Origin of the sequence: Janthinobacterium sp. B9-8 (genome assembly GCF_000969645.2) — a bacterium.
Classification (GTDB): domain Bacteria; phylum Pseudomonadota; class Gammaproteobacteria; order Burkholderiales; family Chitinibacteraceae; genus Iodobacter.
The window spans coordinates 3,980,380-3,999,640 of the sequence record NZ_CP014222.1; the positions used below are offsets into that span (position 1 = coordinate 3,980,380).

At 46.7% G+C, this 19,261-nt stretch carries 12 protein-coding genes; 3 read left to right on the forward strand and 9 right to left on the reverse strand.

Annotated features, from left to right (window positions below):
* Positions 1 to 138 precede the first annotated feature (138 nt).
* The gene (locus VN23_RS18005) at positions 139 to 1,650 is read right to left on the reverse strand and encodes a methyl-accepting chemotaxis protein (protein ID WP_052746825.1); all 1,512 of its coding nucleotides are present in this window, start codon (positions 1,648 to 1,650) and stop codon (positions 139 to 141) included.
* Positions 1,651 to 1,872: 222 nt separating this feature from the next.
* Here VN23_RS18005 and VN23_RS18010 point away from each other — a divergent pair, with 222 nt between their 5' ends.
* Positions 1,873 to 3,366 carry a carboxypeptidase M32 gene (locus tag VN23_RS18010; RefSeq protein ID WP_231743296.1) on the forward strand — a complete coding sequence of 498 codons (1,494 nt, stop codon included), beginning with the start codon at positions 1,873 to 1,875 and terminating at the stop codon, positions 3,364 to 3,366.
* A 260-nt stretch (positions 3,367 to 3,626) separates the two neighbouring features.
* The gene (glmU, locus tag VN23_RS18015) at positions 3,627 to 4,994 is read left to right on the forward strand and encodes a bifunctional UDP-N-acetylglucosamine diphosphorylase/glucosamine-1-phosphate N-acetyltransferase GlmU (protein ID WP_046353807.1); all 1,368 of its coding nucleotides are present in this window, start codon (positions 3,627 to 3,629) and stop codon (positions 4,992 to 4,994) included.
* Positions 4,995 to 5,161: 167 nt separating this feature from the next.
* On the opposite strand, the gene VN23_RS18020 is transcribed toward glmU, so the two are convergent.
* The gene (locus tag VN23_RS18020) at positions 5,162 to 6,070 is read right to left on the reverse strand and encodes an RluA family pseudouridine synthase (protein ID WP_046353808.1); all 909 of its coding nucleotides are present in this window, start codon (positions 6,068 to 6,070) and stop codon (positions 5,162 to 5,164) included.
* Positions 6,071 to 6,588: 518 nt separating this feature from the next.
* Here VN23_RS18020 and ychF point away from each other — a divergent pair.
* A complete protein-coding gene (ychF, locus tag VN23_RS18025; protein ID WP_046353809.1) occupies positions 6,589 to 7,680 on the forward strand; it encodes a redox-regulated ATPase YchF in 1,092 nt (363 codons plus the stop codon).
* Between the two features lie 77 nt (positions 7,681 to 7,757).
* Here ychF and VN23_RS18030 read toward each other — a convergent pair whose 3' ends face one another.
* The 7 genes from VN23_RS18030 to VN23_RS18065 form a co-directional block, all read right to left on the reverse strand.
* Entirely contained in the window at positions 7,758 to 8,243 is a 486-nt protein-coding gene (locus VN23_RS18030; protein WP_046353810.1) for a hypothetical protein, read from the reverse strand.
* A gap of 733 nt (positions 8,244 to 8,976) precedes the next feature.
* Entirely contained in the window at positions 8,977 to 10,404 is a 1,428-nt protein-coding gene (locus VN23_RS18035; protein WP_082752836.1) for a capsule biosynthesis protein, read from the reverse strand.
* Positions 10,401 to 12,488 carry a capsular polysaccharide biosynthesis protein gene (locus tag VN23_RS18040; RefSeq protein WP_046353811.1) on the reverse strand — a complete coding sequence of 696 codons (2,088 nt, stop codon included), beginning with the start codon at positions 12,486 to 12,488 and terminating at the stop codon, positions 10,401 to 10,403. Before VN23_RS18040 ends, VN23_RS18035 begins: the two co-directional genes overlap by 4 nt.
* Positions 12,488 to 13,435 (reverse strand): KpsF/GutQ family sugar-phosphate isomerase, encoded by a 948-nt coding sequence (locus VN23_RS18045; protein ID WP_046353812.1) that lies wholly within the window; start codon positions 13,433 to 13,435, stop codon positions 12,488 to 12,490. The genes VN23_RS18040 and VN23_RS18045 overlap by 1 nt, the downstream gene beginning before the upstream one ends.
* 21 nt (positions 13,436 to 13,456) lie before the next feature.
* Complete coding sequence (kdsB, locus tag VN23_RS21600) at positions 13,457 to 14,749, reverse strand: 3-deoxy-manno-octulosonate cytidylyltransferase (protein ID WP_082752837.1); 1,293 nt, start codon at positions 14,747 to 14,749, stop codon at positions 13,457 to 13,459.
* A 16-nt stretch (positions 14,750 to 14,765) separates the two neighbouring features.
* Positions 14,766 to 15,599: a 3-deoxy-8-phosphooctulonate synthase gene (kdsA, locus tag VN23_RS18060; protein WP_046353813.1), complete on the reverse strand. Its 834-nt coding sequence runs from the start codon at positions 15,597 to 15,599 to the stop codon at positions 14,766 to 14,768.
* A 102-nt stretch (positions 15,600 to 15,701) separates the two neighbouring features.
* The gene (locus VN23_RS18065) at positions 15,702 to 19,253 is read right to left on the reverse strand and encodes a hypothetical protein (RefSeq protein WP_046353814.1); all 3,552 of its coding nucleotides are present in this window, start codon (positions 19,251 to 19,253) and stop codon (positions 15,702 to 15,704) included.
* Positions 19,254 to 19,261 lie beyond the last annotated feature (8 nt).

Genomic DNA, 19,261 nt, shown 5'->3' on the forward strand with positions numbered 1-19,261 from the left:
GTAGGGCGGGTGTAACCCGCGTATTTTTCAGCATCGCTCGTGGGTTACACCCGCCCTACAAAAGGTGCAATGCATGCTATTGGCTTAGCTTAATGCGCATAGGGCTGATCAAGTTTTAGCCCAAGCCATCGTGCCTATTTATGATTTATTCGTTTTAAAAAACACCAGCATTGTTTGTACTTGCTGGGCTTGCTCGCTAAGCTGCTCGGCGGTGGCAGAGAGTTGTTCTGATGCGGCGGCATTGGTTTGTAGTAGTTGTGAAAGCTGGTCGATATTGTGATTGATCTGCTCTAGTTCATGGCTTTGCTCAAAGCTACTGGCTGCGATTTCTTGGACTAAATCGGCGGTTTTTCTAATTGATGGCTCAATTTTATTTAATAGCATGCCCGCCGATTCGGCCAGTTGTACGCTGCTGCCTGATAATTCGCCAATTTCTTGGGCTGCGGTTTGGCTACGCTCGGCTAATCTGCGCACTTCTCCTGCTACAACGGCAAAGCTCTTGCCATTGATACCTGCTCGGGCCGCTTCAATGGCTGCGTTGAGGGCGAGCAGATTGGTTTGATAGGCAATATCGTCGATTATTTTGATTTCTTTGGCTATTTTTCGCATGGCAAGCACGGTTTGCTGTACGGATTCGCAGCCATTTCTGGCGTCTAAAGATGATTGCTGGGCCATGCCATCGGTAATGTGAGCGTTTTGGGTGTTCTGATTAATATTGACGCTTAGAGTATCGATAGAGGCGCTGCTTTCCTCGATATTATTCGCGTTTTCAGTGGTGTTTTGGCATAGCGCCAGCGCGGCGCTGGAAACCTCTGCTGAGGATAAGGCGCTGATACTGGCTGCAGTTCTAAGCTCGATGACAATATGGTTGAGTTTTTCTACCATCTGGCTCATGGCAAAAAGCAGGCTGCTGTGATCTTTAGGCTGCACGATGACTTTTACACTTAAATCGCCTGCAGCAACTTGTGTGGCAATATGTGCAGCGTAAGCAGGCTCTCCGCCCAGCTGGCGCAGGATTTGCTGGGTGCTGAACCATACTGCAGCAAGGCCGATGAGAAAGCCTGAAATGGCCGCAATGACGACCACCCAAAAGATACGGTGGCCCTGGGCATCAATCTGCTTGCGAGCTATTGCGATATCGTTTTCTTCTAGTTTTACCAATTTGCTGAGATGCGCCATTGCCGCCTTATAAGCACGGTAGGCATCGCCATTGATAAGGGCATACGCCTCTGTTGGTTGGCCTTGTCTTGTAAGCTTAAAGGCTTCTTTATCTATTTTTTCAAATTGCAGCAGCTGCTTGCGGGTCTCGTCAATTAAAGCCTTACGGCTATTATCGCTTTCTAGTGCGTATAAGCTTGCTAAAGCGCTGCGCCCTTTATCTAAATTGATCTGGAATTGTTTCTCGGCATCCGCCTCCATTTGCGTAGTCCAAGCGTGAATTTGATTACGATCATCGGTGGTCGTGCTATTGATATGAAACGCGGCCTGATTCGCCAGAAACACTCTGCGGGCGTTTTCATCCAATGCAGAAGAGGCAAGGCGGCTGATTGATGAAATAGCATGTAAAGAAAGCAGCACAATCAGCATCGTTACCAGCGTAAGTAAGCCTGCTGGCAGCATGATTTTCCAGATAATCTTCAGGTCCCGCATACGCCACACTCTCCTTTTACCTATGTAGATTAGCTGGCGTCTTGCTTACTTGCTGTTTTACCTTGCTTAAATACTCCTTATTTCCTTCGTCGCATGCCTTGTGCCTAGCCGTTTTTCGGCTCAGCGTAATTGTGAATCAAACGCCAACAGACCCTAGGGTTCAAAGCAATTGCACTTGCTATGCAAGCTGGCATGATAAGTATTCTTACCTATAGAGATCCTATGCAAATGAGCCAAACCGCTTACCAAGCTGTGCTTGCAACTTTCACCCGTATTTATCGCTACGAGCATCTGGGCTCTTTGGCTAGCTGGGATCAGGCTGCCATGATGCCGTCTAAAGGCAATGATGCACGTGGTGCAGCAATGGCTGAGCTGGACGTGCTGATCCATAACACGCTGACCGACCCGGCATTGGCCGGGTTGATCAAGGCGGCAGAGCTGGGGGATTTAAGCGAGGTAGAACAAGCCAGCTTGCGTGAAATTAAGCGCGACTGGGAGCAGGCCAATTTGCTGCCTGCCAGCTTGGTAGAAGCCAAGACACTGGTAGGATCGCATTGCTCACACGAGTGGCGTACTCAGCGATCCAATAATGATTGGCAGGGTTTTTTAGCCAATTTTCGCGAAGTAGTGCGTTTATCTCGCGAAGAAGCACAGCTTCTGGCCGGGGAAACCGGTTTATCGCCTTACGAAGCGCTATTGAATAAATATGAGCCGGGCATGAACTGTGCAGAGTTGGATTGTATTTTTGGCGATGTAAAAAGCTGGTTGCCTGGTCTGATTCGCCAAGCGATGGAGCAGCAAGGCTCAGAGCAACTGATTGCAGCGACTGGCCCGTTTGCGGTCGAAAAACAACGCGCCTTGGGCCTGGAAGTGATGGCCTTGCTGGGTTTTGATTTTGAAGGCGGTCGTCTTGATGTATCAAACCACCCTTTCTGCGGTGGCGTTCCGGAAGACGTGCGTATTACTACCCGCTATCGCGAAGATGATTTTATGCAAAGCATGATGGGCATTGTGCATGAAACCGGCCATGCCCGTTACGAGCAAAATCTACCGCGTGAAACGGTCGCTTTGCCGGTTGGCCGTGCTCGTTCAATGGGCATTCACGAAAGCCAGAGCTTATCGTTTGAAATGCAATTAGGCCGCAACCCAGCGTTTTTGGCGCTGATTAGCCCGCTGGTTAAAAAGCATTTAGGCGATCAGCCTGCGTTTGAGGCGGCCAATTTAGCCAAAATGTACACCCGTGTTCGCCCTGATTTTATTCGCGTCGATGCGGATGAGCTGACTTACCCTGCACACGTAATTTTGCGCTACGAAATTGAACGTGCGCTGATCGATGGCGAGATCGAAGCCGACGATGTGCCAGCCTTGTGGGATGAAAAGATGCAGGCCTATTTGGGCGTGGATACCAAGGGCAATTTTAAAAATGGTTGCTTGCAAGATATTCACTGGACCGATGGCGCATTTGGTTATTTTCCAAGCTACACCTTGGGCGCAATGTATGCCGCGCAGTATTTTGCGGCGATTCGCAAGCTGCACCCGGATGTGGACGAACGCATTGCTGCGGGTGATTTAGAGCCGATCTTTAGCTGGCTGAACGCCAATATCTGGCGCCAGGCCAGTCAGTGGGAAACCGGTGATTTAGTCCGTCGCGCCACAGGCGAATCGCTTAATCCCGCGCATTTCCGCAAGCATCTAGAGCAGCGATATCTGGCTTAACCAAGTCGTTTTGTAGGGTGTGAAACGACGAAGTCGTTACGCACCGAGAGTCGGTGCGCAAGAAAAACGAATGTACACCCTACGAAAAATCGGCTTTTGCACTGTTTCTTGTCATAAAGGATGCCTAGAGAGGATGAGTACTACTCGCCCTTGCGAGTACTCCAAATAGATGGCCTAAAGTGTTCGCATTACGCATTGACGCGGGTTTGTAGCGAAAAAAGGGTTAAAATAATGTCTTTTAGCTTACTAGGTCTTGTCGTATGAGCGCTTTGCTTGATGTAGTTGTTCTCGCTGCCGGCCAAGGCAAGCGTATGTACTCCAAAATGCCTAAGGTTTTGCATCGCTTGGCGGGCAAGCCGCTGTTGGGGCATGTGCTTGATACTGCACGACATTTAAAACCGAGCAAGCTGGTGGTGGTTTATGGCCATGGTGGCCAGCAGGTACAAGAAGAGCTGTTAGGTAGCAAAGATCTAGCTTGGGCACATCAGGCCGAGCAGTTGGGCACGGGTCACGCGTTGGCGCAGGCTTTGCCGCATTTGCAGGGTGAAACCACGCTGATGCTATACGGCGATGTGCCTTTAACTCGTTTAGCTACGCTGCAAGCGCTGTTAGCAGCAAGCAGCCAGGGTAAATTAGGGATCCTGACGGATATCCTGGACGATGCCACCGGCTATGGCCGTATTGTTCGCGATGCAGAGGGTAAGGTGACCTGCATCGTTGAGCAAAAAGACGCAAGCCCTGAGCAAGCCGCCATTAAAGAAATGAATACCGGAATTTTAGTGCTGCCAACAGCCAAGCTGGCAGGCTGGCTTTCCGAGCTTAAAAACGATAATGCACAGGGCGAATATTACGCCACCGATTTGATTGCTCTTGCTGTGCGTGATGGCGTTGAAATTGCTACCGTGCATCCGAAGGAGCACTGGGAAGCTGAAGGCATTAATAATAAGGTGCAACTGGCCCAGCTAGAACGCATTCATCAAGCCGAGATCGCCCAATCACTGTTGCTGGCAGGTGTTAGCCTGATTGATCCGGCGCGTATTGATGTACGCGGCACGCTGCGTCATGGCATGGATGTGATTATCGATGTGAATTGCGTGTTTGAAGGTGAAGTGCTGCTGGGTGAAAATGTACGAATCGGTGCAAATTGCGTTTTAAAGAATGTAACGATAAATGACGACACCATCATTCACCCATTTAGCCATCTAGAAGACGCGGTAGTTGGCAAGGGCAATCTGATTGGCCCGTTTGCCCGTCTGCGCCCCGGTGCCGAGCTGGCTGACGATGTGCATATCGGCAACTTTGTAGAAATTAAAAAAGCCACTATTGGGCAAGGCTCCAAAGTAAATCACCTGAGCTATATCGGCGATACCACCATGGGTAGCAAGGTGAATGTGGGCGCGGGCACCATTACGGCCAATTACGATGGTATTAATAAATTCCGCACCGTGATTGAAGACGAAGTACGCATTGGTTCGAATAATGTGCTGGTAGCTCCCGTCACCATCGGTGAAGGCGCAACGACAGGCGCAGGATCGGTGATCGGCAAAAATGCACCGGCTGGCGAGTTGACTGTGGCACGAGCCAAGCAGGTGACGATTTATGGCTGGCAGCGGCCGGTGAAGAAGTAAGGCTCGGGGATATTAAGACCCAATGTAGGATGGGTGGAGCCGTTTTTTGGCGATACCCATCAATCACAAGCCGATGAGTATTTCCCTGTTCCTCCTATGGCTGATGGGTATCGCTCTACGTGCGTTGTCTTTTTTCGCTCAGTGAAAGCTCCACCCATCCTATAATGCTATTCAGGCCAGCTGAGTTCCCGCTGGCTTTCAAAGCGCCTGTTTTCACCTGTAAACGGATCTACAAACTCAATGGCCCGCGCTAATAATTGCAGAGGGCGACTGAAGTCGTCGCCTTTTTCGGGTAGTAATTCGGGATACCAAGGGTCATTTAAGATTGGCACGCCCAAGGCGCTTAAATGGGTGCGTAGCTGGTGCTTTTTGCCGGTGTGCGGTTTAAGGCGATAGCGTGCCCACGCACCGCGTTGCTCGATCAGCTCGATATAGGTTTCGCTATTAGGCTCGCCTGGGGCTTCTTCCATGGTGAACATGCCCTGTTGTTCCTGCATAAAGCTGCGATGCACACGGGGTAGCTCCAAATCAGCACGAAACGGCGCAATCGCCTCGTATTCCTTTGCTACATCCCGCTCTGAAAACAGCGCGTGGTAGCCAGCGCGGCAGGCCGGATCGAGGCTGAACAACATAATCCCTGCGGTTTCTCTATCTAAGCGATGAATCGGCGCAATGTCGGGTGCACCTAGCGACTTACGTAATCGGGTTAGCAGCGTTTCTTGTAAATAACGCCCAGCCGGAATACAGGCTAAAAAATGCGGCTTATCCGCCACTAGCAAGCGCTCATCCTGATAAATAATGTGCTCGGCAAATGGCACAGGTGTTTCTTCGGGCACTTCGCGGTAATACCAAATCCGCCCATTTGGCTGGTAGCTACTAGCAACATTTAATACTTCACCCTGATGATCGACGATCTCGCCACGCTCTAGACGCCCACGCAAAATTTCTGCAGGCATATGCGGAAAGCGGGTGATAAGAAACGTCAGCAAATCAGGCCATTGCCCGGCAGGCAGCTGCAAAAAACTCGGGGCAATGCCATCACGATGCGGCAGGGGGGAAGTACGGCGTTTACTCATGAGCGGGGCAATCAAAGGCAAAGGAGCTGCAGTTTACGGGGCGGGGGCGGGGAAAGGAACCTTAGCATTGCCTAGAGGAGGAGTTACGCTCGTGCAGAAACCCAAATCTTGAACCACAGAGAGCACGGAGGACACAGAGTTACACAGAGAAAACCGAGGCTTAAATGATGTGCTTGTTTATGAATTTTAAGCGCTTGGTCAGGAACCAAGCACCGTGGGCCAGTCGCTTTTCTTGCGCACCGCTCTCTGTGCTCGATTGCGTTGCTGTACACCCTATAAAAGGCTAATTTATTGAGTTGCTGGATAGAGCAGGCATAAATAACTTGCCAGTTCATTCTAATCCAGAGATTTTCTCCGTGAAACTCCGTGTTCTCCGTGGTTCAAGACTTGGGCTTTTGGGCGGAACACCCGCCGTTTGCCAACGGGATTTGTGCAGGGTGGAAGCGGCATCGGTCACAATCGGGTAAAATCCCGCTTTTAAAGTATATGTTGGCCGCGATTTGCGGCGAAAGGATGATATGAGTCTCAAATGCGGCATCGTTGGCCTGCCTAATGTCGGTAAATCGACCCTGTTTAATGCACTGACCAAGGCCGGTATTGCGGCTGAAAACTATCCTTTTTGCACCATCGAGCCTAACGTCGGCATCGTTGAAGTGCCGGATGTGCGCCTTGCTCAGCTATCTGAGATCGTTAAGCCACAAAAAATTCAATCGGCGATCGTAGAATTCGTTGATATCGCTGGTCTGGTTGCGGGCGCTTCCAAAGGTGAAGGCTTGGGTAACAAATTCCTCGCCAATATCCGCGAAACCGACGCGATTGTGAACGTGGTTCGCTGTTTTGAAGACGATAACGTCATCCACGTGAATGGCCGTGTAGACCCAATCGCCGATATCGAAACCATCGGTATCGAGCTGGCACTGGCCGATTTGGCCACAGCAGAAAAAGTATTTACTCGTGATAGCAAAAAAGCCCGCGCAGGCGATAAAGAAGCCATCCAAATGGTGGCGGTATTAGAAAAGCTCATCCCATTGCTAAATGACGGCAAGCCAGCACGCTCGGCTGGTCTGAGTGATGACGAAGTACTCGCGATTAAGTCGCTCTGCCTGATGACCATCAAGCCAGCGATGTACGTGGCCAATGTGGCCGAAGACGGCTTCAAAAATAATCCGCTGCTCGATCGCTTGGTGGCCCATGCCGCTCTAGAGGGCGCACCGGTGGTAGCCGTATGTGCCGCCATCGAAGCTGAAATTGCCGAGTTGGATGACGCCGACAAGCAAGAATTCCTCGCCGAGCTAGGCCTAGAAGAGCCAGGCCTGAACCGCCTGATTCGCGTTGGCTACGATTTACTTGGCCTGCAAACTTACTTTACCGCTGGCGTAAAAGAAGTACGTGCTTGGACGATCCACAAAGGCGACACCGGCCCACAAGCCGCTGGCGTGATCCACACCGACTTCGAACGCGGCTTTATCCGCGCCCAAACCATCGCTTTTGAAGACTTCATCCAATACAAGGGTGAACAAGGCGCAAAAGAAGCGGGCAAGATGCGTGCAGAAGGGAAAGAGTATGTAGTGAAAGATGGCGATGTGTTGAATTTCTTGTTCAATGTGTAAAGCCTGATCAGCAATTGATGAATTAATTGCCTGAATATAAAAAGCCCAGCGGATAAAGCTGGGCTTTTATTTGTGGATTAAAAATCCCAGCGTAATTGCAAGGTGGCGATGCTTTTTGATTTATTTTTACTGTTAAATGCTTTTGCATCGGGCACATAGCCAAGCTCGATTGCTATATTTTTATAAGAAGCATAAATAAAGGGTAAAGCGACTGCACCATTTTGATGAGGGCTATTTAAATAGCCACCCATGATAGCCAAACCTGCCCTAAAAGAATCATTAATAGGCCAATCTTGCCGTATACCCACTGTGGCATAGGCTGCCGTATCAGAATAAGAATCCCGATAAACCCCTGCCCGCACAAATGGCTTTCCCCAATCCTGTGTTTTAGCAGACCACTCGATGCCAAGTCCGGGATTAAATTCATTGTAATCACAAGTATTGCCTTTTTTCTTTTCGCAGCCAAAATGTTTGGATAGGCCATTTACAGTCATTGCAACATCAGCAAAGGCGGTTTGATTGAATAGGCAGAGCAGTGCTGCTATTAAAGAAAAGTGACGCATGTATTCCCCTGCGTATTTATTACCCAGCCGAAATCCGTCATGCAAAACGGCCTTAGCAAAGTAATTAGTCGATGTTCTATGAGATATCAAGTAAGCCGCATATTTTTTTAGAAAAATGTGTGTTTTATATTTTTTGGCTTTACTCGTTTTTATATATTAGGTCAAAAAAATAACGGGCGCGGGATTTTAATAGAATTTAATTTCAATTAATTTTAAATAAGCGAATGGATAGGGAAATACAGGCAAGGCTTTAGACAAGGTGACCACTAGGGTATGCCATAGCTTGTAAGCTAATCTCGGGAGTGTAAGGGGTCTATGTTAAAAGCAGGTTACAAGTTGTTCGCGTGGGTTTGGGTGCGTCAGCCTTAGCAAGTTAGGAAAAACTAGCGTAAGCCAAGGTTATGCAGCGCATCTTTTGTAGGGTGGGTGAAGTCTAACCCTATCAACTTAAGGTCAAAGCAAAGTATGGTTTTTCGTAGGGTGTGCAAGTTAGTTTTCTTGCGCACCAGCTTTCTGGGCTCTGGCTTCGTCGTTGTACACCCTACGAATATTGATTTAATTTATGAAGCCTAAGTTGATAGGATTGGAGTGCAATCCGCGAGCAATGCTGAAAAGTACGCAACGCCCTATGCTGGTAATCCCCATGCGGCGTAATACAGCCAAGCAAAAAAATGCTTGGCTGTATTACGCCCTGCGATGAGCGTCAGGTGGTGTCAGGGGGGATTGCGTCGCACTACATTGTCAACAGCATGATGCTATGCGCAATGGTAAGAATGGGCGTGATTGAGGTATATCTACAGGCGTTTTCACCATGGGTGATCGGGCTCTGCTCGGGGTTTTTGCTGATTAATGGCTCTGGCTTGGTGAATACAACAGCTTTGGGTTTTGGCTGGGTGTGGCTTGCAGGGGTAATAGGCTTGGTCGCCACTGCTTGTAGCTGAGATGTGTTTTTAGGAGTACCCCAAACTAGCCCGCTATATGATTCAAGCATTTTCAGCGGCTTATAAAAGCTGCCATTGAGCTGAGTTTTGGCCACCAAATGATCTCTAAAGTGCAGATATAAGCCGTTATCCGGCTTGGCGTTGGGGGCCGCTTGCCAGAATTGATCCAGCCCGCCTTGATAGGTCAGGCCAGTAATATCATACATGGCATTGCCGCAGGTAATAGTCGGCGCGCCGTGATGTAGGGCAGATAAACCTACGGTGCTGTTCACCACCACCACGCCGCGTACATGATTAAGCAAGGTGGGTAAGTGTTGATCATGGATATACAGCACCCGTGTTGCTACTTTGGCCTGACGGGCCAGCTTTGTGATCAGCCCAGTGTAATCCCGATAGCCTCTGTCCATTGGATGATGCTTAAAAACAAGTAGCGTGTCTTTGGGCGCATGTTGGGCAAAGGAGAGCAGCGTGCTTTCAATAAAGTGCTCTACACCATCAAAACCTGCATGCACGGTGATTTGCGAATCATTAAATACCTGCAAGGGCGCTAGAAAAAATTGCCTATCCCAATGGGTGATCAGCTCTTCTTGAATACCGCGCTCTGCCCAGCGATGCCATTGTTTGCGCCGCGCCGAGCGCATCCATGGGAAAAGCTCAAGCAGCGATAAAGGGCGGTGGTGCTGATAATGTCTAAAGAAAACTTTGCCTAAGGCCGCAATGCTGCCATACCAAAATCCAAACCAAATCATGGCCCAATACGCATTACCCACAGGCTGTTTTTTGGGGACAGGTGTTTTTTCCTGATAATCCGCAGGGTTGCGGGATAATTTGGAATAAGCATTTACGCCAAATCGCTCCAGCGTAATGTAATCAGGCCGCACATAACCTTCTTCAAATACGCCGATTTCTAAGCCATGCTTATCAGCAATAGCGTGCGCATCCTGATGAATGCGGCGGCAATCGCCAAATAATAAAATGGCATCAATATCCAAGTGTTGAATAAGCGCCTCAAAATAGGCAGGCCAATCTTCCATCTTGCCTTGATAATTGATGGCATTGCGCGGATAAAAAAACCAATCGCCGGCATTAAAATTAACTTTAAAAACTTCTGCCCCAGTATTGCGTAAATCTTTTGCCAGGCGGGCAAAGAATGTGGAAACCGGCCCTTGTAATAACAGCACGCGTTTGCCAGCAAATGCCTGAATACCTTCATTAATCATGATTTAAAAATCCAAGCTTTCGCCAATATATTAAGCTTGCGTAATTGGCGGCGTACCAAGCCAACGCGCAGTTTTTCCAGCCCATTTTGGGCTTCAAGCGTATTGCGGGTTTGAATAATCTGCTGCAATACCGCCTCGCAGCAGGTGTAGCCTTTTAAAGCCCAATCCCAATACAGCGGGTAATCCAATAAGGTGCCTGCTACCAATTCATCGAGCGATAATTGCCGAGTGCGGCGGGCAAAGGCTGTCCCTTCGCTTAGTACATCTTTAGTTAGCCCCCAGCCCGCATAGAATGGCTGGCCATACACCACCACTCGCTTATTACGCAGCAGCGCATCAAAGCCGGTGAGAGAAGTCATGGTATGCACCACATCGCAGGCATCGATGCAGCTGACCACCGATAGCCTAGCCTCCACAAAATCGGCAAATTGCAGCGCCTGAGCCAGTGCCAGCTTGCCCGCCCGGTTACCAGACATCACATCGGGATGCGGTTTGTAGACAATAAATGCATCGGGATGCGCCGCTCTGGCCGCCTGCAGCAGGCCCAGATTGGTTTTAATATCGCTGCAACCATAGCGAATCGAAGCATCGTCTTCGACTTGGCCTGGCACCAGCACAACTTCTTTGCCAGTGCTGGGCCATTGGGCGATATCACGTGGTTCTAAATTATATTTACTGATGCCATGCTGAGTGATGAAGTGGCGTAAATGCTGGCTGCGCGTGCATTCTTCATCAGAAAATTGCGTGGTGTTTAAGATGTGCTCCAAAGCAGAAGTTTGGCTAGGGTCAAAATAAATCCCCTGCTCATCTAGCACTAGCGACAGCGGGCGGATTAAATCTGAGCCTAAGCCCACCGAGCGCACAAAGCCATCCTCCATGCGTAGCAGCCGCGAGCCAGCTGAGGCCGCCAGCTCTGCCACACCTTTAGGCGCTTGCCGTCCCCAAAACACCAAGCAATCCGCCGCTTGCAGCTTTAAGCCCGCCGCCTGAGCCGCATCTTTTACAAATAAAACTTGCCCAGCATGCAGCGATAACAGCGGCTTGATATTCACTGCCTTCCAGCGCCTAAAGCCCACACCAATCATTCGGCCAGAATAACGGTTGGCCATTTTTCGCTGCAAAATCAGCCAATCAATCACATCAAAAATAGTGCCGGGTTGATGATTCACTGGGTTTAAATAACGGCTGTAATGGAAATACGCCGCCGCAAATAATTCATCCACCGAGCGGTGCTGAGTACGGCGCGGGCAGGGTAGTCGATCGTCCGTCATGCCCCAGCCCGCATACCAAGGCATGCCAAATACACTGACCGGTTTCGCCGCTAGCAAAGCCTCGAAACCCATGGTGGACGTCACCACATACACTTTATCCATCTGCTCAATAAGGCTCAGCGGATTAATCGCTTGGCGTAACACCACCGTGCGGGCATCATCTTGCACATGGCTTAAATAGCCCTGCTTGCGCCCTGACGTAACCTCTGGATGCGTCTTTACATAAACCGTAGCATCAGGATTTTCGGCGTAAGCCGAGGCCAGCATCTGGCTAAAACTAGCCGCATTCGCACCACCCAAAACTACGCTCATATCGCCAGCAGTTTGATCAATCACCAGCACCCGCTGGTGGTCATCACCGCGCAGCAAAGCCAGATCCAACACCGGCGCATGATTGTATTTACTCAGCTGATGCTGCAGCAGCAAAGCCTTAGCCCGCGCCACATCCGCCGCGACATTCGCCAGCAAATCAGCTTTAGAATTCAGTAAACTTTCTAAAGCCGAAGGGCCGGTGCAATCGTAGTAAATACCCTCAGCATCGAGCACAAGAGCCAAAGGGGGGCTGTGCTCACCAGTGTTATGCGAGCGTAAGAAACCGTCTTCTAGTGCAAGAAAAGGAAGGCCAAGTTGAGCTGCTTTTGCTCTTGGTTTTTTGCTGCTTGGGCGTTTGCCCCAGCCTGCAAATGCGTCTACTTGTTGAAGATTGATAGCTCTAATAGGACAGATTTCTGCGCCAACTAAAGCACTTAAACAAGGAATACGAAGAATGCCGCTGGAGTAAATGCCAATTCTATTAATATTTTTTACAGGCATTAATTATCTATATCGAAAATCTGCAAGATTCCAACGACCTTATTCATATTATTTTTAACCACTAATGCATTCACTTTTGCGATGCGAATACGTTCTTCCGCATCTACAAAACGTTCATCAGGTGAGGCGCATTTAGGATTTTTACTCATGATGTGTGCTGCTTTGACTTGCTTGTAATCAAGATCAGAATCAAAGGCACGCCTTATATCGCCATCGGTAATGATGCCCAGCAGCTCATCGTTTTCCATCACTAAAGCCAAGCCTAAGCGCCCGCTGTTAATGATATGCACCACATCTCTGAACGAGTCTTCCTGCTGGCAAACCGGCAAATTATCTTTACGCATTACATCCGCAACACGGGTCAGCAGGCGGCGGCCTAAGCTGCCGCCGGGGTGGAAGCGCGCAAAGTCTTCAATCTGAAAGTCATACTTTGTGGATAAAACAATCGCCAGTGCATCACCCATCACTAAAGTTGCAGTGGTAGAGCAAGTTGGGGCTAGGTTGTTATTACAGGCTTCTCGTTCTACAGAAATATCCAGTACTACGTCGGCGTGTTTGGCGAGGGTGGATTTCATTTTGCCGGTCATGGCAATCACGCGGTTTTCTTGATGCACTAAGAATGGCAGCAGGCGAATCAGTTCTTCTGTTTCGCCACTATTAGAGATCATCAGCACCGCGTCTGATGGTTGAATCATGCCCAGATCGCCATGAAAAGCCTCACCGGGGTGAACAAAAAATGCTGCAGTTCCGGTAGATGCCATACTTGCCGCAATCTTTTTTCCGATCAAGCCCGATTTGCCCATGCCCACCACGACCACCCGGCCCTTGGCATTTAAAATAATATCAATGGCTTTTTGAAAGCTTCCGTCAATTCGATCCGCCATTGCACTAAGGGCTTGAATCTCAATTGCCACGATATTTTTAGCTTGTGAAATAACTGCAGTCATTTTGGTTCTCTATTTAATGTATTACTGCGTAATGCCATTCATAACGGTAGAAAAGCCTTTGGCAGTGCCAAATACATCTTCTTTGCCTTGGGCTAGCAAAATCATATCGGCCAATTCTCTGAATGCACCTGCTCCACCTTGCGTTTTTAATTCGTGGCTAGCTTTGGCTTTTACATAAGAGGGTGCATCTGCCACCGCGAAGGAGAGGCCACATACCTCGAATGCAGGCAGATCAATACTGTCGTCACCGACGCAAACGGTTTGGTGCACTTGGGCATGGGCTTGTGCCATTAGCTCAAAGCAGGCGCGTGCTTTGTCCTTTACGCCAAACTGATGCAAGGTCACACCTAAATCTGCGACACGTTTACGCAAGGTGGCTGAGTCTCGGCCTGATAACACCGCCACCCGAATGCCGCTTTCCTCCAGTAAGCGAATGCCTAGGCCGTCACGCACATGAAAACGTTTCAGGCATTCACCTGTCGCGTCGTAATACAAGCCACCATCTGTAAGCACGCCATCCACATCGGTAATCACCAGCTTGGTTTCTGCTAGCGAGGGCTGACGCTGCGTTGGTAAGCGAGCCATGATCGCCCTTACATGTGCCAAGCATTCTGGCGTATCAACACCCGGGCCCGTTGGCTCTACTTCAAAAGCACGGATGCGTAAGCCCGCAGCCAGCAGGCGCAATTGCTCTAATTTTTCTGCTTGCTCAAGCATGGTTTGTGGCAATTGGGCGTAAGCCTCCAGTACTTCACGTCGATAGGCATACACGCCCACATGCTTCAGATAGCAGGCGCTGCTCTCGTCATCACGGGGATAAGGAATGGGCGCGCGGCTAAAGTAGAGCGCATCGCCATTGCTGGCGAGCACCACTTTTACCGTATTGGGATTACTGGCTTCTTTATGAGGAATAGGGTGGCAGAGTGTGCCGACTTGCACCGTTTCATCGGCGCACATTCCCGCCGCCAGTTTTGCAATATCAGCGGAGCGTACTAATGGCTCATCGCCCTGTAAGTTGATATAAATATCTGCATCGATCTGGCGCATGACTTCAGTAAGGCGATCTGTACCTGATGGATGATCGGGCGAGGTCATTACATATTCCCCTCCAAACAGCTGTATTGCATCGGCGACGCGTACATCATCAGTAGCAATCAGCACTTTATGGATATGCGGCACTTTAAGTGCCTGCTCATACACATGCTGCACCATTGGCTTACCCAGAATATCGGCTAATGGCTTGCCCGGTAAGCGGCTAGAGCCATAGCGGGCAGGAATCACAATAACCAGACGTTTTGCAGTTAAATCATTCAAAGCAGGGCTCTCTTAATTAAGCAATATGCAGGGGAGCAAAAGATTTCACCAAATCGTCCACAGCCTTAATTTGCGTAAGGAAAGGCTCTAACTGATCTAATGGCAAGGCGCTTGGACCATCGCATTTTGCTTGATCAGGATTGGGATGCGCTTCTAGGAAAAGCCCCGCCAAACCGACCGCCATACCTGCACGGGCCAGCTCCAAAACTTGCGCCCTGCGCCCACCGGAAGCCGCGCCCATAGCATCGCGTTGTTGTAAGGAATGAGTTACATCAAAAATGATCGGCAAGTCATTGCAAACCTTTTTCATCACCCCAAAGCCCAGCATATCCACCACTAGATTGTCATAACCAAAGCAAGTGCCACGATCACAAAGAATCAGTTGCTCATTGCCTGCTTCTTTAAATTTATCAACGATATTAAGTACTTGAGAAGGGCTTAAAAACTGTGGCTTCTTGATGTTGATGATGCGGCCAGTCTTCGCCAAGGCCACCACCAGATCAGTTTGCCGTGCCAAAAATGCCGGTAATTGCAGAATATCTACCACCTCTGCCACCGGCTGAGCCTGCCAAGGCTCGTGCACATCTGTAAGCATAGGTACGCCAAACTCAGCCTTCACCGCCTCAAAAATCCGCAAACCTTCCTCCAAACCCGGCCCGCGATAGGAGTGAATTGAAGAGCGATTGGCTTTATCAAAACTCGCTTTAAAGACGTAAGGAATCCCCAGTTTTTGCGTAACCCTTATATATTCAGCGCAGGTTTTAAGTGCGAAATCTTTGGACTCTAGGACGTTGATGCCGCCGAAGAGGGTAAAAGGGGCGCTATTCTTAATAGTGGTAAAATTATTCATTGTCAGAGAGCCGTTACTAAAAAATATTAATCATAAATCATGTATTTAATGAGGATGTATATGTGGTTTGGCCACTACAATTTGTAGTGGCCATTTGTATTTTTAATGAATATATTTTTTATTTGAAATAATGCTTAGTAGCAATTTATGCATTACTGCACCTGTGGCATTCTTCCCAAACAAGTGCTGCAAAGGTCGGAGAATTACATGTTGACTATCTGCGAAGAATCTATCCGGACGCTCTATTAGTTTAATTCTACGTTTTTCTTTATTTGTTAGGCTTGAATTTTTGTTAATGGTTGGCTTAGCAGAATGATTGATAGTAATTTCAGGCGCTGTTGTTGTGCTTGTAATTCTGTCTGCTACAACATTTGTTTGTATCAAATATTTTTTATAAGCAGCAATGGCGCCTTCTTTCCATTTTGATTCTGATATTAGCCGCTCATAAATTTGTCGGTTTAGTTTTCCTGATTTGTCTAGATAAGGACTAGGATCTGAAATTACATTAAATTCGGCTCCAGCAAATAAATTTTCCAGAATCAACCCTTGAAATATTTGCATGTCATGTTCATTCGGCGTGCGAGATGTTTGCAATAATGGATATGACGAAATAGCTGGTGAAAGCTCAAAAGCATCTTTGTCTAGACTACCAAATGTTGATTTCCAGTCTTTTGCAAATTGTAATGCTCCCTGATGTAGCTGGCGTATAAATGCTACACGATCTTTTTCGTTAGAAACCTCTAAGAAATTAGCAATTAAATCACCTTTATTATTTTCCTCATAGCATACTAAGCTTGCCTCTTCTGAGGAAAGTAAGCTTTCTAAAAGAGGAATATAATTATTCGTATCATGCCTGATTGATGATCTTTGATTGTCAAAACTGGCTAGCCATCCTTCAAAGGTTTCATCCTTAAAGGTATGTATCACATAATCATGAGTTAATACATATAAACCGTGATAGTTAATCCCTGTTAATTCGGTCATTTTTCGTTGCATTGTACCTGAATAACCGATATCAATTAATGCGGATTTCATATTTGGATCAGTTATGCCAATTTCAGAAAGATAGCGAAGGTATGTTTTCTTTTCCTTTTGTGATTGGTTTTCAATTTCCGGCATAAACGCATTGATTACTTTATTTACTAATGGAATGTCACGTGGGTAACTAACTTTTGATTTACCATCAGCTCGTAAACCTAGATCTATTAGTTTCTCTGCTGATAAATCAGAAGCAGATAATCCAAATCTAGAGCTTAATAATTCATTTAATGGCATAGTACCAAAGTTCAAGGTCGCTATTTCTTTCACTGCACTTGGATTTCCAGCAAGGGCAGGGACAACTGCTGATCGTCTAGAGCAATATAAATATTGAGCCTCAGGCAATCCATCATTATCATCTTTTAATATTTCATAAACACGCATTGGCAAATATGCATCGCGTGCTAAGAAATATGCATTATCTGCTTTTAAAGCTTTTAAACGACGTTGTACCCATTGAGTATACCCAACTACAAATGGGCCAAGCATGGCGTATCCAAAGTCAAATAAATTGGCATCAACAGCACTTTCTTTATTATACCCAGTATTGGGGGAAGAGAAAAAACGATTAGCGGTAAGCCCAATTACAGCAGAAGACATAGCATTAAGTGATGCCAATGGTGCTGCATACATTTTGCCAAGTGCAGTTTGTTTCAATAAGTCGATAGATTTAGGAATTATTAATGTTTTAATCCCATGTCGTGATGCCATTTCACCATCTGCACGATTATTATCTCCTATATGGAGTAATGTTTCTGATTTTGGGAATTGTCGACGAACTTGAGATAAATAATGCGGGTACATTGTCCCATCTTCTTTCCGTATGCGGAGCTCAGAAGAAACAAGAAGTATGTCATAGTTTGTAAGGCCGTTTTTTCTTAGGATTTCTTCAATAATCTCTTGTGAAAAATAAATATCTGTAATAATTGAGCGCGGCTTTCCAAAACACCCAGCCATACGCCAAGTACGTAACATTCCATTCTTTGGTTGAATAAAATTCAACTCTGCTTTTATCTCTGTTTCTTTTATCTGAGAGACAATGTGTGGCTCTAGTCCAGAAATTCTTTCAAATTGATGATATATTTCATCAAATGTGATCTCAATTCTATGGTTATGTTCAGAACGTGCTAAACGTTCAGCTTCTCGACGTAAGTGATGAAAAGGAATATATATGTTTTTTGTTATTTTTCTTACAATTGGTTCTATTGCTTGAAATAGCTCATGGGGCTGGATAAATGGACGCTGAACTAATGTGTCAAATAAATCCCAGCTAATTGCATCTGCAAAACAAATATTGAGTAATGCAGGATTTGGCGTGGTTTTTATTTGCTTATTTTCAAGTTCGCGTGACCATATTTTCCATTGTGAATTATTTTTAAGGTCTTTGAAAACTTCATCTAGATTTTTTTGTACAGGAAGAGCGTCAATTCCAATGCACCCATTTCTAACATTATTTACAATAGTAGATATTAAAGAGTAATGAGCTGCACCATTGTCGATAACTGTTTTTCGAACATGATGCAATCTAGTTAGAAGGAAAAATAGGACAGGGAGGAAAATTTCTCCATTATGATCCTTGAATGTATTTTCTATATTTTCAAGGCTACATGTTGAGAATGCATTTATGTGAGATTTACCTGCGCTAATTACAGGTATATCAAAAAACATTGCCTGATATGCCAATGAACTAGAAACGGTAACAATTGCATCCATATGCACAAGTAAAGCTTGTGATGCATTGGGTACTTTTTTTGATTCTGGCAGGTATACTAGATTACTGTACTCTCGTTTTAGACGGGCCAGTACTGGACTTGTTAGTAGTTCAGTGTAAGCAAGGTGTTCAGTAACAACTACACCCCAATTTTTTGGGGTCTTTGAAAGTACATCTTCTAGGAATTCTAATTGAGAGTTATATTCACTACACGCATCAAATGCATAATATCCATCTACTTGTAGCGGACAAAGAATCAGCTTATCAAAACGATGTTGCCAAGGTTCGATATTTAACCATAGTGGGTCGTGAGCGATGGTTTGAGTTGCAAACCAGCCCTTTATTTCTTTAATGGTTTTTTTCTCGTTTTCACTTAATGTGATAGATTTAATTTTCTCTGAATCTTTAACTAGTATGGAATTATTGTATAAGCCTGATGGGTCGTATTGAGTTAGTTGTGGATATGGTGCACGGTAAGTAAGACCAAACATCTGATGGAGAACGACTGCATTTGGCCATGCTAGTTTAGCGTATGGAGCATGTGATTCATGAATAATTACTGCATCTGGAATAAAATCGCCAGTAATTTTCCTAAGTAAATGGGCAATGTCATTAAGTTGTTCTTCAGAATAGGCTTTATTATACCAATTTTCACTTAAACTATCCGAATTAAGTATATTGTCAACTTGCTTTGCAGAAACAACATGCGTTTTGAAATTATGAACAATTTTGTTATTTTCAGAGGCTAATGAATCTGCTGTTTCTTCAGCAATTAACAGTCTGCACTCAATATCAGGTATCGCATTGACCATATTGTTCATTTGGAAAATGTAGTCCTTGACGGACCCATTTCTAAAATCACTAGATAATTCTGGTTTTAATTCAGTTAAGAATAAAATATTCATTTTTATAT

What these genes read in the sequence shown, in the direction of transcription:
- VN23_RS18005 (WP_052746825.1), bottom strand. Translation starts at nt 1,650, where the DNA reads ATGCGGGACCTGAAGATTATCTGGAAAATCATGCTGCCAGCAGGCTTA.
- VN23_RS18010 (WP_231743296.1), top strand. Translation starts at nt 1,873, where the DNA reads ATGCAAATGAGCCAAACCGCTTACCAAGCTGTGCTTGCAACTTTCACC.
- glmU (WP_046353807.1), top strand. Translation starts at nt 3,627, where the DNA reads ATGAGCGCTTTGCTTGATGTAGTTGTTCTCGCTGCCGGCCAAGGCAAG.
- VN23_RS18020 (WP_046353808.1), bottom strand. Translation starts at nt 6,070, where the DNA reads ATGAGTAAACGCCGTACTTCCCCCCTGCCGCATCGTGATGGCATTGCC.
- ychF (WP_046353809.1), top strand. Translation starts at nt 6,589, where the DNA reads ATGAGTCTCAAATGCGGCATCGTTGGCCTGCCTAATGTCGGTAAATCG.
- VN23_RS18030 (WP_046353810.1), bottom strand. Translation starts at nt 8,243, where the DNA reads ATGCGTCACTTTTCTTTAATAGCAGCACTGCTCTGCCTATTCAATCAA.
- VN23_RS18035 (WP_082752836.1), bottom strand. Translation starts at nt 10,404, where the DNA reads ATGATTAATGAAGGTATTCAGGCATTTGCTGGCAAACGCGTGCTGTTA.
- VN23_RS18040 (WP_046353811.1), bottom strand. Translation starts at nt 12,488, where the DNA reads ATGCCTGTAAAAAATATTAATAGAATTGGCATTTACTCCAGCGGCATT.
- VN23_RS18045 (WP_046353812.1), bottom strand. Translation starts at nt 13,435, where the DNA reads ATGACTGCAGTTATTTCACAAGCTAAAAATATCGTGGCAATTGAGATT.
- kdsA (WP_046353813.1), bottom strand. Translation starts at nt 15,599, where the DNA reads ATGAATAATTTTACCACTATTAAGAATAGCGCCCCTTTTACCCTCTTC.
- VN23_RS18065 (WP_046353814.1), bottom strand. Translation starts at nt 19,253, where the DNA reads ATGAATATTTTATTCTTAACTGAATTAAAACCAGAATTATCTAGTGAT.